This is a genomic window from Capnocytophaga sp. oral taxon 324 str. F0483, from assembly GCF_000318315.2.
Taxonomy (GTDB): Bacteria; Bacteroidota; Bacteroidia; order Flavobacteriales; family Flavobacteriaceae; genus Capnocytophaga; species Capnocytophaga ochracea.
Genome location: NZ_KB291521.1, coordinates 141,520 through 154,799, shown reverse-complemented (window position 1 = coordinate 154,799; position 13,280 = coordinate 141,520). Strand labels below are relative to the sequence as shown.

Annotated in this window: 15 protein-coding genes; 12 read left to right on the top strand and 3 right to left on the bottom strand. The window is 37.4% G+C overall.

Annotated elements, in window-relative coordinates:
- The first annotated feature begins 199 nt into the window (after positions 1–199).
- The 11 genes from HMPREF9072_RS06310 (at position 200) to HMPREF9072_RS06260 (ending at position 9,139) form a co-directional block, all read left to right on the top strand.
- Positions 200–1,045 (top strand): NADAR family protein, encoded by an 846-nt coding sequence (locus tag HMPREF9072_RS06310; RefSeq protein ID WP_174250641.1) that lies wholly within the window; start codon positions 200–202, stop codon positions 1,043–1,045.
- 103 nt (positions 1,046–1,148) lie between these two features.
- The gene (gene udk / locus HMPREF9072_RS06305; protein ID WP_002672209.1) at positions 1,149–1,763 is read left to right on the top strand and encodes a uridine kinase; all 615 of its coding nucleotides are present in this window, start codon (positions 1,149–1,151) and stop codon (positions 1,761–1,763) included.
- On the top strand, positions 1,763–2,071 hold the full coding sequence (locus tag HMPREF9072_RS06300) for a septum formation initiator family protein (RefSeq protein ID WP_002672207.1): 309 nt from the start codon (positions 1,763–1,765) through the stop codon (positions 2,069–2,071). Before udk ends, HMPREF9072_RS06300 begins: the two co-directional genes overlap by 1 nt.
- Before the next feature lie 31 nt (positions 2,072–2,102).
- Complete coding sequence (locus HMPREF9072_RS06295; RefSeq protein WP_002672205.1) at positions 2,103–2,420, top strand: DUF4298 domain-containing protein; 318 nt, start codon at positions 2,103–2,105, stop codon at positions 2,418–2,420.
- 50 nt (positions 2,421–2,470) lie between these two features.
- Positions 2,471–2,887, top strand: a complete 417-nt coding sequence (locus tag HMPREF9072_RS06290) for a PaaI family thioesterase (RefSeq protein WP_009750555.1) — start codon at positions 2,471–2,473, stop codon at positions 2,885–2,887.
- Between the two features lie 17 nt (positions 2,888–2,904).
- Positions 2,905–3,525, top strand: coding sequence for an L-threonylcarbamoyladenylate synthase (locus HMPREF9072_RS06285; RefSeq protein ID WP_009750554.1), 621 nt, complete (start codon positions 2,905–2,907; stop codon positions 3,523–3,525).
- Positions 3,526–3,537: 12 nt separating this feature from the next.
- A complete protein-coding gene (gene ettA / locus HMPREF9072_RS06280) occupies positions 3,538–5,229 on the top strand; it encodes an energy-dependent translational throttle protein EttA (RefSeq protein WP_002672152.1) in 1,692 nt (563 codons plus the stop codon).
- A 228-nt stretch (positions 5,230–5,457) separates the two neighbouring features.
- Entirely contained in the window at positions 5,458–5,997 is a 540-nt protein-coding gene (locus HMPREF9072_RS06275) for an RNA polymerase sigma factor (protein WP_009750553.1), read from the top strand.
- A 5-nt stretch (positions 5,998–6,002) separates the two neighbouring features.
- On the top strand, positions 6,003–6,335 hold the full coding sequence (locus HMPREF9072_RS06270) for a hypothetical protein (RefSeq protein ID WP_009750552.1): 333 nt from the start codon (positions 6,003–6,005) through the stop codon (positions 6,333–6,335).
- Between the two features lie 13 nt (positions 6,336–6,348).
- Positions 6,349–6,939 carry a hypothetical protein gene (locus HMPREF9072_RS06265; protein WP_009750551.1) on the top strand — a complete coding sequence of 197 codons (591 nt, stop codon included), beginning with the start codon at positions 6,349–6,351 and terminating at the stop codon, positions 6,937–6,939.
- A 136-nt stretch (positions 6,940–7,075) separates the two neighbouring features.
- A complete protein-coding gene (locus HMPREF9072_RS06260; protein WP_009750550.1) occupies positions 7,076–9,139 on the top strand; it encodes a M13 family metallopeptidase in 2,064 nt (687 codons plus the stop codon).
- Here the strand turns inward: HMPREF9072_RS06260 and HMPREF9072_RS06255 are convergent.
- The 3 genes from HMPREF9072_RS06255 to prmA are packed head-to-tail and all read right to left on the bottom strand — an operon-like array spanning position 9,103 to position 12,128.
- Positions 9,103–10,602: an NAD(P)/FAD-dependent oxidoreductase gene (locus tag HMPREF9072_RS06255; RefSeq protein WP_009750549.1), complete on the bottom strand. Its 1,500-nt coding sequence runs from the start codon at positions 10,600–10,602 to the stop codon at positions 9,103–9,105. The two genes, HMPREF9072_RS06260 and HMPREF9072_RS06255, sit on opposite strands and share 37 nt — an antisense overlap.
- Before the next feature lie 3 nt (positions 10,603–10,605).
- Positions 10,606–11,292, bottom strand: coding sequence for an SMUG2 DNA glycosylase family protein (locus tag HMPREF9072_RS06250; RefSeq protein WP_009750548.1), 687 nt, complete (start codon positions 11,290–11,292; stop codon positions 10,606–10,608).
- Positions 11,292–12,128 (bottom strand): 50S ribosomal protein L11 methyltransferase, encoded by an 837-nt coding sequence (gene prmA, locus HMPREF9072_RS06245; RefSeq protein ID WP_009750547.1) that lies wholly within the window; start codon positions 12,126–12,128, stop codon positions 11,292–11,294. Before prmA ends, HMPREF9072_RS06250 begins: the two co-directional genes overlap by 1 nt.
- A 498-nt stretch (positions 12,129–12,626) precedes the next feature.
- Here prmA and HMPREF9072_RS06240 point away from each other — a divergent pair, with 498 nt between their 5' ends.
- Complete coding sequence (locus HMPREF9072_RS06240; protein ID WP_009422183.1) at positions 12,627–13,277, top strand: phosphatidylserine decarboxylase family protein; 651 nt, start codon at positions 12,627–12,629, stop codon at positions 13,275–13,277.
- Positions 13,278–13,280 lie beyond the last annotated feature (3 nt).

The following is a 13,280-nucleotide window of genomic DNA, read 5'->3' as shown; positions in this document are numbered from 1 at the left end:
TTTTGTTCGTCTTTTGTTCGTCTTTTGTTCGTCTACCCGTGTGGCTCGCACCGTCTTTTTATTACCCGTACATAGTGCTATGATTGCCTCTCGTGCTACGACTGTCTGTGTAGCTCGCACTATGATATTAACAGTGCATTTGCTAATTATCTAATTATTTACTATCTTTGTCCCATTGTTAATGATTAATTATTCAATTATGGATTATATGACTCCGCAGTGGATTAAATATCCTGAACTTTCTGAATTTACGATGGGCTGGCGTATGGGCTATGGCGAAGAGTACCGTTACCATTTTTGGGATTGGTACGACACGCTTACATCTAAACAGCAACAAGAGTATCAAAAGCTTTTTCCTTATCCTGTTTTTTGGCATCACAACAATTGGAAAATGATTAATAATGACGGTAAATTATCTCAAGATATTGTTGATAATGAAGAGGATTATTACTTTGGAAGTATTTCCTTTTGGCAACCTAAGGGAATGTGTAAATATTCCAAAGAAACCTTTCTTAACTCTCCTAAAAAACTCAAGTTTCTCTTCTTTTGGAAACCTAATGCCGATACCATAGATGAATCCTGTTTTTCACAATGGCAACTTTCGCCTTTTAATGTAAATGCCGATGAATATTCGTGTACTGAACAGTATATGATGGCTGAAAAAGCTCGTTTGTTTGACGATGAAGAAGTAGAAAAGGAAATAATGAACACTACCGATCCTAAGCTGATAAAATCTTTAGGTAGAAAGGTGCGCAATTTCGACCCTGCCGTATGGGATAAGGTGAAATACAGTATTGTACTTAATGGCAATTACTATAAATTTACCCAAAACCAAGCAATGATGGATTTTCTTTTATCTACGGGTGATAAGATATTAGTAGAAGCCAGTCCGTTAGACACCATTTGGGGTATTGGTTTAGGTAAAGATAACGAAAAAGCGTTCAACATCGCTTCGTGGCGTGGTAAGAATCTCTTGGGGTTTGCCCTAATGGAAGTACGAGATGAACTGCGCAAACTTTATAAGAACGCACACTTGTTGCTGTAGTATGTAAAGACCAATCACTAAAAGAACTTCTCATTGACGATTTTTAAGTTTTACTTTGTCAATTGAGTAGTATTTTATACTTTTGCCCCAAAATACATCAAAGATGCTTATCATAGGAATTACAGGAGGAACAGGTTGTGGTAAAACAACTGTTGTTAATCAAATTATTAAAGAACTCTCAGGCGAGGAAGTTACCGTTATTTCACAAGATTCTTACTATAAAGATTTGAGTTATCTTAGCTTTTCTGACCGCACCAAAATCAATTTTGATCATCCCAACTCTATCGATTTTGATTTGCTTAAAGAACATTTATTAGCATTAAGAGAAGGAAAAGATATTCAAAGTCCTACTTATTCATTCGTAGAACACAACCGTACTAACGAAACCATTTTAGTTAAACCTACCAAAGTAGTAATTGTAGAAGGTATTCTTATCTTTGCACACCCCGATATCCGTGAGCTTTTTGATATTAAAATATTTGTACACGCCGATTCTGATGAACGACTTATACGTCGTATCAAACGCGATACAACCGAGAGAGGTCGTGATGTGAATGAAGTACTCAATCGCTATCAAACCACCTTAAAACCTATGCATTTAGAGTTTATTGAACCTGCTAAAGAATTCGCCGATATCATTATTCCTAATAATAAGCGCAATAAAGTAGCTATTGATATCATTAAAACAATAGTGCATAACCGTATATTTCAAAAATAATGAAAAAGTTACTTGAATATCTATCTTTATTGAAGGGTTATAAACTATATCTTGCCATATTATTCTTTTTTATAATATGGATGACTTTCTTTGATGCTAATTCTATATTAACTCATCACGAACTCAATAAAGAAAGAGAAAAACTCAATAAGCAAAAACAGTTCCTTAAAAGGGAGATTGAAAAAGATAAAAAAGAACTTCAATCTCTTTACACCGAAGAAGGTAAAGAGAAGTTAGGACGTGAAATATACTATCTCAAACACGACGACGAAGAAGTGTTTATCATCGAATACGATAGCATTAATTAAAACAATAAACTAACTTTTTTTTGAATTAGCTATGAACAAACGATATGAGAATATTAGCAAGATGAACGACATTCTTGCTAAATTAGAAAATACTCTTACCAAAGCTCAAGAAGTATTGGAAGAATGGAAAGCAATCCAACCTGAGTATGACCAGTTGGTAGCTTATTACGATAGTAAACAGTGGCGCCAAGACTATTTTGATAGCAATGATGGTAAAATACCTGACGAAGTACCGCAATGGGTACTTACACAAGATGCTATTTTTGATGCTATTGGCACTCAGTTTTATTTAGCTGATGAATATCGCACTTTATTGGATAAAATTAAAGCAAAAGAAATGAATCCTTAGGAAATCACCGCTTATACTTTTGTAAACTCTTAAAGTTTTTACCAAATCATATGAATAAAGAAACCTTGCGACAACTGTGGGAAACACTACCTCCTAATAATTTAATGCGTGATTGGCAAATGGAAATTGCTGAAATTACTGAAAGTACTATTACTCTTAGTATGCCAGTTACCGAACGCGTTACTCAGATAGACGGGGTTCTTCACGGGGGGGCTACACTTGCGCTGGCAGAAACTGCAGGGAGTTTAGGAGCTTATTTGCTCTATCGAGAAGAAGGAGAGCAGATACGAGGTATAGAACTAAGTGCTAATCACGTGCGAGCAGGTAGGGTAGGAGATACACTCTATGCTAAGGCAATATGCGTGAATGCAGGTAGAACGCTCCAGTTATGGGAAATAAAAGTAACAAATCAAGACGAAAAGCTTATCTCTTACTGCAAATTTACCACTATACGAATTAATTACTAACTGTTAATCATTGAAAAATGGCTGAGTTTATAAAACTATATAACGAAAATCCCAATGAAAAAGATATAAGTAGGGTAGTAGAAGTCCTTCGCCGTGGAGGATTGATTATTTATCCTACCGACACAGTTTACGGATTGGGCTGTGATATTACTAACACTAAAGCTCTTGAAAAGATTGCACGTATCAAAGGGGTAAAGCTCGAAAAAGCAAACTTCTCTTTTGTATGTTCTGATTTAAAGAACCTATCAGATTACGTAAAACAAATAGATACAAGTACTTTTAAGTTGTTGAAACGTACGTTACCTGGTCCTTATACTTTCATTATGCAAGGTAATAATAATTTGCCTAAAGATTTTAAGAAGAAAAAAACAGTGGGTATTCGTGTCCCCGATAATTTAATAGCTCGTACAATTGTAGAGAAATTAGGGAACCCTATTGTATCTACCTCTATTTATGATGAAGATGATGTGATAGAATATACCACCGATCCAGAACTTATTTTCGAGAAATGGCAAAACAAAGTAGATTTGGTGATTGATGGAGGTTATGGCGATAATGTGGCTTCCACAGTTATAGACCTTTCAGGAGATGCTCCTGTGGTGCTACGAGAAGGGAAGGGAGATATTGATATTTTCTAAATAAATGAAATAATGGCTGACGATAAAAAGATAATCTTTTCGATGAATAAGGTAAGCAAAACCTATTCATCTACTAATAAACAGGTACTCAAAGATATTTACCTAAGTTTCTTCTATGGAGCCAAAATTGGTATTTTAGGGCTTAATGGCTCTGGTAAATCCTCTCTGCTAAAAATTATTGCAGGAATAGATAAAAACTATCAAGGAGAAGTAGTATTTGCTCCTAATTATACCGTAGGCTATCTCGAACAAGAACCTCATCTTGATGATGATAAAACTGTTATTGAAGTTGTACGCGAAGGAGTAGCCGAAACTGTAAAGCTCTTAGAGGAATTCAATCATATCAACGACCTTTTTGGGCTCGAGGAAAACTATTCTGACCCCGATAAGATGCAAAAGCTGATGGATAAGCAAGCCGAGTTACAAGATAAGATAGATGCCTTAAATGCTTGGGAACTCGACAATCAGTTAGAAGTAGCGATGGAAGCCCTCCGTACCCCTGAGCCCGATACGCCTATCAAAGTGCTTTCGGGAGGAGAACGCCGTAGGGTAGCACTCTGCCGTCTGCTCTTGCAACAACCCGATGTTTTGTTACTCGACGAGCCAACTAACCACCTCGATGCAGAATCGGTATTGTGGTTAGAACAGCATTTGCAACAGTATGCAGGTACAGTCATAGCCGTTACTCACGACCGTTATTTTTTAGACAATGTAGCGGGTTGGATATTAGAGCTCGATCGTGGAGAAGGTATTCCTTGGAAGGGTAACTACTCCTCTTGGCTCGACCAAAAAGCTAAACGTTTGGCTCAAGAACAGAAAACTGAAAACAAACGTCAGAAAGTATTGGAGCGTGAGCTCGAATGGGTACGTCAAGGAGCTAAAGGACGTCAAGCTAAACAAAAAGCACGTTTGCAGAACTATGACCGTCTGCTCAATGAAGACCAAAAACAATTAGAAGAAAAGTTAGAAATATATATCCCCAACGGACCTCGTTTAGGAACTAATGTAATAGAAGCACGTCACGTAGCCAAAGCTTTTGGTGATAAACTACTCTATGATGATTTAAACTTTGTGCTTCCTCAAGCAGGAATAGTAGGAGTGATAGGTCCTAATGGAGCAGGTAAATCTACTATCTTCCGTATGATAATGGGTGAAGAACAGCCCGATAGTGGTGAGTTTCTGGTAGGTGACACGGTGAAGATAGCTTATGTAGATCAAACTCATAAACAGATAGACCCCGAGAAGTCTATATGGGAGAATTTCTCTGGTGGACAAGATCTCATTATGATGGGGGGTAGACAAGTGAACTCTCGTGCTTATCTCAGTAGATTTAACTTTGGTGGTAGCGAACAAAATAAAAAAGTAGCCACTCTTTCAGGAGGAGAACGCAACCGTTTACACTTGGCAATGACTCTTAAAGAAGAGGGTAACGTATTGCTGTTAGACGAGCCTACTAATGATTTAGACGTAAATACTCTTCGCGCCTTAGAAGAAGGTTTAGAGAACTTTGCAGGTTGTGCAGTAGTAATTTCACACGACCGTTGGTTTTTAGACCGTATTTGTACTCATATCTTAGCTTTTGAAGGTGACTCACAAGTGTATTTCTTTGAAGGTAGCTTTTCAGAGTATGAAGAGAATAAGAAAAAACGACTTGGCAAAGAAGTAACACCTACTCGTATTAAGTATAAGAAATTAGTACGATAGGACCATCAAATATTATAATATAATAGGACTATCAAATTATATAAGATAAAATCTTTTCTACAGAAGGCTTTGCTAAAAACTCTTACAAGGTTTAGCAAAGCTTTTTTATTGATTTACAGAAAAAAAATCACCTATCAATTTTACTTTTACTCATTTAGTAGGTCTTTATTACAGAACGTTTGTTTAAATAAATCTATTGAAAATACGAACTAAAAAACAGTTATCGCAATGATAATAGATGATAAAACCATAATAGTTGCGATGAACGAGCACCCTGAAAACGGATTCCGATTGCTGATGAATAAATACAAAAAAGTAATATATTGGCATATTCGGCGAATTGTAGTTGAGCACGAAGATGCACAAGATGCCGTACAAGAAACCTTTATACGAGTGTTCCGGTCATTTAATACATTCAAAAGTAAAGATTCTTTTAGAGCTTGGATTTACAAGATTGCTACTAATGAAGCCTTACGCCTTTTAAGCCGAAGAAAAGAGGAACAACTCTCGTTAGATAGCTTGGAAATATATGTCAATAGTATAATGAGTGCTAACTATGTTGATTACACCGATTTAGAAAGCGTGAAATTGCAGAAAGCCATCTTATCATTGCCTACAAAACAGCAATTGGCATTCAATCTTCGTTATTACGACGAGTTAAATTATAATGAAATAGCCCAAATAACCAACTCAACCATAGCAAACGTAAAGGCTAATTATCATAATGCCAAAAATAAAATTGTAGAATATATGAAAACCCACGATTAACAACTATGAAAACAGATTTTAATTTTAGCAAAATAGGTAAAAAAATGCCTTATACAGTGCCTGATGATTTTTTTGAACAAATAGAAGATACTATTTTGGAAAAAGTAAAAAATCATCAACCTATATCCTCCAAGCCTAAGAAAAATTTTAGGTTGATAACCTTCAAGGTTACTCTCGCTATAGCAGCAACTATTGCTTTGTTTTTTATCGTAAAAAATGTGTTTTTTGAACAGCACACTACTATTTCGGATGTTGAACAAGCTTTTAGTAAGCTCAGTGAAGAAGACCAAAATTATATCATCACAGTCTTTGAAGACGACGTATTTATTAACGAGTAAAAACAACAAACGTATGAAAAACAATTTTTTAAAACTATTTCTGTTAGCTATTGTAACAATAGCTTTTAGAGGAGCTCTGTCAGCTCAAAGTACTGATAAACAGCATTTATCACGTGAAGAATTGGCTATTGCACAAGCCAAACAAATTGCTAATGAACTTGCTTTGAGCGATGTCGCATCCAAACAGTTCATTGAAACTTTTTGTCAGTATCAAAAAGAATTATGGGCACTTCGTTCTGAAAAAAGGACTGATACCCCAGCAGATATGATAACTGAAGATCAGGCAAAGAAGGCCATACAAGAACAGTTTGAACATAGCCAAAGGATACTTGACCTCAGGAAAAATTACTACGCCAAGTATAGTAAGTTTCTCACCCAAAAACAAATAAAACGGGTTTATGATTTGGAAAAAAAAGCAATGAACCGCTTCCAAGAAAATTTTTTTTATCTTCACAAACAACGCGCCGACCTTTACCAGCAGAGATTAAATGAACGGAAACAGAAAATGGATGAACGGAAACAGAAAATGGATGAACGGAAACAAAAAATGGATGAAAAGAGACAAAAAATAAATGAACTGAGGAAGGAAATAAGCAAACTATAAACCTTTCTTTATCCCATTCTTTGCTAAGCTTTTCGTAAGGCTTAGCAAAGTTTTTTATGTTAAAATTCTTCATCCTTCTTTGCTAATTGTTAATTATTTTTTACCTTTGCTTCATTAAACAAAAACATTATACAAGATGATGAGAAAAACAGTAAAAACCGCACTGTTGTTTTCGTTGGTAGGGCTAATGGTTGCCTGTGGCGGAAATAACAAAAAATCAGAAAATGCAATGACAGACAAAAATGCAGACAAGGGGATTGCTCTTGCTGAAATGGACACTACGGTACGTCCGCAAGATGATTTTTACAACTATGTGAACGGCACTTGGGCTAAAACTGCCAAAATACCAGCTGATAAACCTACGTGGGGCTCTTTCCATATCCTACGCGAGAAAACCGATGAGAATTGCTTGCTCATCTTGGATAACCTCCTCAAGGAAAACTTCGCTAAAGGTACTGAAGGTCAGAAAATAAAAGACCTCTACGAATCGTTTATCGATTGGAAAAAGCGTGATGCCGAAGGACTTAAACCTATTGAAGGTTATTTGAATAAGATTGAGGCTATTAAAAACCTCACAGACCTTCAAAAGTATTTGGAAGAGGTAACTCGTGAGGGCGAAAACCCTATCTGTGCTTGGGGGGTATATGCCGATATGAAGGATTCTAATATGAATACTGTGTATCTCGGCAACTTTAGCATCGGTATGGGGCGCGATTACTATCAAAAAGACAACAAGGAGAATACTGAGGCTTTACAAAAGTATCAAGATTATGTAAAGGCTATCTTCAAAGTTCTTAAAGACGACAAAGCTGCTGAAAAAGCTAAACAAATGGTAGATTTTGAACGCTCGGTAGCCAAATTGATGCTCACCAATGAGGAAGATCGCAATCCTAACCTTAGCTACAACCCTCAAACAATGGCTGAGCTCAGCAAATTAGTGAAGAATCTCAATCTACCTCAGTTTCTTAAAAACGTAGGGGTGAACACTGATAAAGTAGTTGTTTCTGAAATTCGTTTGTACAAACAATACGATAAGTTTATCAACGAAAAGAACTTGCCTCTTATCAAAGATTACCTCAAATATCAATTAGTAGCTGATAATGCGAGCAACCTTACCAAAGAACTCGATGAGCTTTCTTTTAACTTCTACAACAAGGAGTTGCAAGGACAACAAGAACAACGTCCAATGAACAAACGCGCGCTAAGCGTTATCAATGGTATTTTGGGTGAAGCCTTTGGTAAATTGTATGTAGAAAAGTATTTTCCACCTAAAGCTAAAGAAGAAATGGTTACTTTGGTAGACTATCTCAAAAAGAGTTTTGCACAACACATCAAAGATGTAACTTGGATGTCAGATGCTACTAAGGAAAAGGCTTTGGCAAAACTGAATAAATTTACTGTGAAAGTAGGTTACCCTGATAAATGGGAAGATTACTCTAAACTGACCATTGAACCGGCTGCTAAAACGGTGTATTTTGCTAACTTGCAACGCGTGAGTGAATGGGCTTACCAAAAGAGTTTGGAAAAAGTAGGCAAGCCTGTAGATAAAACTAAATGGGGTATGTCGCCCCAAACAGTGAATGCGTATTACAATCCATTGTATAATGAAATCGTTTTCCCTGCGGCTATCTTACAACCTCCTTTCTTCAATTTCGAAGCCGACCCTGCGGTGAACTTCGGTGGTATTGGTGCTGTAATAGGTCACGAAATGACACACGGATTTGACGATAGTGGCGCTGAATTTGACGGCGATGGTAATCTAAAAAATTGGTGGACTCCTGAAGATAAAAAGAACTTTGAGAACGCTACCAAAGCCCTTGCTAAACAATACGACCAATACGAACCTGTAAAAGGTGTATTTGTAAATGGTACTTTCACCAGTGGTGAAAACATAGCTGACCTCGGTGGGGTGAACATCGCTTTTGATGCTTTGCAAATGTACTTAAAAGATAAAGGTAATGTAGGTAAAATAAGCAATTTCACTCAAGAACAACGTTTCTTTATCTCTTGGGGTACCGTATGGCGTACGCTTTCGACTGATAAATACCTTACAAATCAAGTAAAAACCGACCCTCATAGCCCAGGATATTTCCGTTCATTCGGTCCGCTTGTGAATGTAGATGCTTGGTATAAAGCCTTTGATGTAAAAGAAGGTGATAAACTTTATAAAAAACCTGAAGACCGCATCAAAATTTGGTAGGTGAGCACCGCACTGATAGTAACACCTACTAATCCGTGCATTGCAACACTCTGCCCTGTAACATACAAATTCTTGATGTGAGTTTGTGGCATAAAAACGCTTTCCATTATATGGTTAGCGTTTTTTTTGTAGCCGTACAATGCTCCCGTAGGGTTTCCTATATAATCGCGGTAAGTGAGTGGGGTAGAGGTGTAGTAATGAGTAATAGCACTTTTGAGTGTAGGAAATTGTTGAGCAACTACATCTAATAAATCTATAGCGCGCTGACTTTTGAAAACTTCATACTGGTTGCCTCTTGGGTTGCCCTCGGTGTTGGTCGTAAAACTATTTTGCCAGCGTTGCAGTTCATCAGTGTTCATATAGGTGAGGATAGTAACATTATCAGTATACTCCCTGCTGTCCTTTGGAGGATTCATAGAGAGCATATACGAAATCGGGAAGTTGTTAGTAGGGTAATTAGTAGCGTGGTAGACACTGTTATTATCCTTAAACCAATACACATTATAGGGCAAGTAGCAAAAAGAATTTGGCTTGAGTACCAAATGCAATGAAAAGGCAGCAACCGTAGGTTGTAAGCCCTGCACGCGTTTGCAAAAAGAAGGCTTAAAAGGCGTTTTACCTGTGATGTTGAGTAGTTGCTTTACATCTATAGCCGAGATGATTTGTTTTGCAACAAACAGCTCTCCTTGCTTGGTGAGTACTGTGTTGATAGTATTCCCCTCACTGTATTCAAAGCCTATGACCTCCCTTTGGTTGAAAAGGTCAGCACCGTATTGGCGCAATTTTTCAATGAGTAAGTTGGTGATTTGGCTACCCCCTTGTGTGAGTCGCCAAGCGCTTTCTATATATGAATTGACCGATAGCGCGTGCACGTATAAAGGTGTCTGCTCATCAGCGCCTCCATAGAGAAAGTTAGAGCCCAAGAGCACTGCTTTGAGTCGGTCATTAGTTGTGATACCGTTGAGGAAATCTAAGAGTTTTAAAGAAAGCGTATGCACATCGTAATCGGCTACGGCTTGTTTATGGCGGTAGAGTGGAAACTTATCGCAAATAGATTGCATTGTGTGAGCATACGCTTCTAAGGCTTTCTTTTCATTGGGGAAATAGGAGAGGAGTTGTTGCACAAAGTTCTCATAACCTTGAGCGTGAGGATACATCACGTTAGGTGTATCGCCAAAACAAATGCGGTCGTAGCCGTTTATATCAAGGCGTTCTACCGAAAGATGAGTGGCAATACCTACATCTTTAAAATACTCATATAGTACCTGACCTTCTGCGAGACTTCCTATGTAATGCACTCCTGTATCAAACAGCGTATTATTGCGCACAAAAGTTTGTAGGTTACCCCCATATTGTTGGTTTTTCTCCAATACACACACGCTCTTTCCTGCTTTAGCCAAGAGCAAAGCCGAAAAGAGCCCCGAAAGTCCGCTACCTATCACCAAAACATCGTATTGTTTCATTGTCTATATTCCAAAACTCGTCAAAAACTTATCGATATACAGCTGTTTTTCTTTTGATTTATACTGTTGGATAAATCGGGGATGCTCTAATACTACCATTTCACCAAATAAAGTAGCTTCTTTATTCAATTTTTGTAAGAAAGTAGCGTTCTTTTTGCCTAATACGAACACCTTTTGAGTATCTACTCCTAAGGCGATATGCTTTTTTAAAGTTTCTATCATATAGTCTTTTAGTGATTTGAACAGCACCTCTTCATCGTAATAATTAGCATTGAGCCATTTGCCGTCTGAGGCTTTTCGCACAATAGCCAAAGGAAAAGGAGAGTTTATATAAAAATCATTGTAGAACTTAGTGACTCCACCGTATGCTTTTATCATATCATACATAAAAACAGATGATACTTCGTGAGTATGTGCCGACTTCATTGTAATGCCACACTCGCTTTTTAATCGCTTGGTATCAGTAAAAGGAACGCCTGTAACTCCTGCCCCGTGTCGGCTGGGATTGATACCTATAATGAATTTCCGCTGGCGGTTATCGTTGTAGAATTTGTGATAAAAAGCACGCATTACCTCCATAGTTTCAGGGTTATCCATATAAGGATTCAGCACATCAAAACCCTTAGGCAAGGATTGGTTGTACTCTAAATGTGTGTTGAAGTTGATAATTCTATTGGCGAAAGTACTCATTAGGCTTGTTTTTTGAATTTTACTGCTACCCAGTTGTTGCGTTCTAAGTTCTTGATGTATTGCAAACCGTATGCTTCCGCTTTTTTGCGGATAAGAGGTATATCTTCCTTGTAAAAACCACTGAGCAAGAGATTGCCTCCAGCTTTGAGGGCTGGCACATACTGCGGTATATCGTTTAAGAGAATATTGCGGTTGATATTCGCAATAATAAGGTCGAAGTCTTTTTCATTAGCCAGTGAAGAAGCATCGCCCAACTGTACTTTGATGTGCTTACAGCCATTGCGTTCTACATTTTCTATAGAGTTCTCCACACACCATTCGTCTACATCAATAGCGAGTACCTCGGTAGCACCGCGTTTGGCTGCCATAATAGCGAGTACGCTTGTGCCACAACCCATATCGAGCACCTTTTTGCCTTTGAGTTCCTCTTTTAAAAGGAATTGCAACATCATATAAGTAGTTTCGTGATGACCAGTACCGAAACTCATCTTAGGGTCGATAACAATTTCATAAGGGGTATGTGCTTCGGGGTGAAAGGTAGCACGTACAGTACACTTATCGTCTACGGTGATAGGCTCGAAGTGTTTTTCCCATTCCTCATTCCAATTCACCTGTTCAATAGTTTGATGTGTGTAGGTAATTTGGAACTCCTCGCTGTGAAGTATCTGTATATCAGAGAGTATATTAGCATTCCAAAAGGGTTCTTGTATATAAGCCTGCAAACCGGTTTCGGTATCTACAAAGCTCTCGAAGCCTACTTCGGCGAGTTCGGCAACTAATATTTCAGAAGCAACCCCCATAGGGGCAATAGTAAAAGTGTATTCTATGTAATTCATTAAATATAATTGATTATCAGTATTATTTATTTAAGTAGAGTACTGATTAGAAAACTGAGAAAAAAATGTTAAAATATATAAAAACCGTGCATTTTCTTCAAAAAAAATGATTAAAACACTTCTTTATCTTTATTGCTATGAAAAATATTAAATATTTATTAATCAGTTAAATAAGAGTTACAGCTACTCTGCTGTTTAGATGGTGTTAGAGCGAAGCTAAGACGAAGGAAAGACGAACCTAAGACGAAGGTAAGCCGAAGCTAACGTCTTATTAAGCTGTATTTCAATTGGTAAAAACTTCAATTTTCGACATTGAGGAAAAAATGTTAAAATTGCCGATATGCCAAAAAAAATGCAATAGTTATTAAAGTTTTAATGTCAGAGGGCAAAAGTAGTAAAAAAATAGGGAAGACCAAGAATTATGGTTGAAAAATATTTATTGTGCGTTGCAATTTGTTAATTCTTTCGTATCTTTGCACCCTAAAATAATTGCATACAATGTTTCACAAGGAAGGTTTTAAGATTATTCTCATTACGCTATTCGCCGTGATAGGTATATCGCTTATAGCACATTATTTTGTTGATATACCGTGGCTTAAGAAGCTTATACAGATAGTAGCTTTTTTATTTTTGATAGCTATATTGCAGTTCTTTAGAAATCCTAAACGCATTACGCCTAAAAATGACCAGCATATTATCGCTCCTGTAGACGGTAAGGTGGTGGTGATAGAAGAAGTGTTTGAGAAAGAATATTTTAAAGATAAACGTTTGCAGGTATCGATTTTTATGTCACCTGTGAATGTGCACGTAACTCGTTATGCTTTAGGCGGAAAGGTTACTTATAGCGAGTATCACCCGGGAAAGTATTTGGTGGCGTGGCACCCTAAGGCTTCGGAAGAGAATGAACGTACTACCATAGTGGTAGATAACCCTGTGTTCGGTGAAGTGTTATACCGACAAATAGCGGGAGCATTGGCTAAACGCATTGTGAATTATGCCAAAGTCGGTGAAACAGTGGTACAAGGCGAAGATGCTGGATTTATCAAATTCGGGTCGCGTGTAGACGTGTATTTGCCTTTGGGGACGAAAATAAATGTACAACTCAATCAGACCGTAAAAGGAGGAATTGATGTGATTGCCGAAAAATAAAGG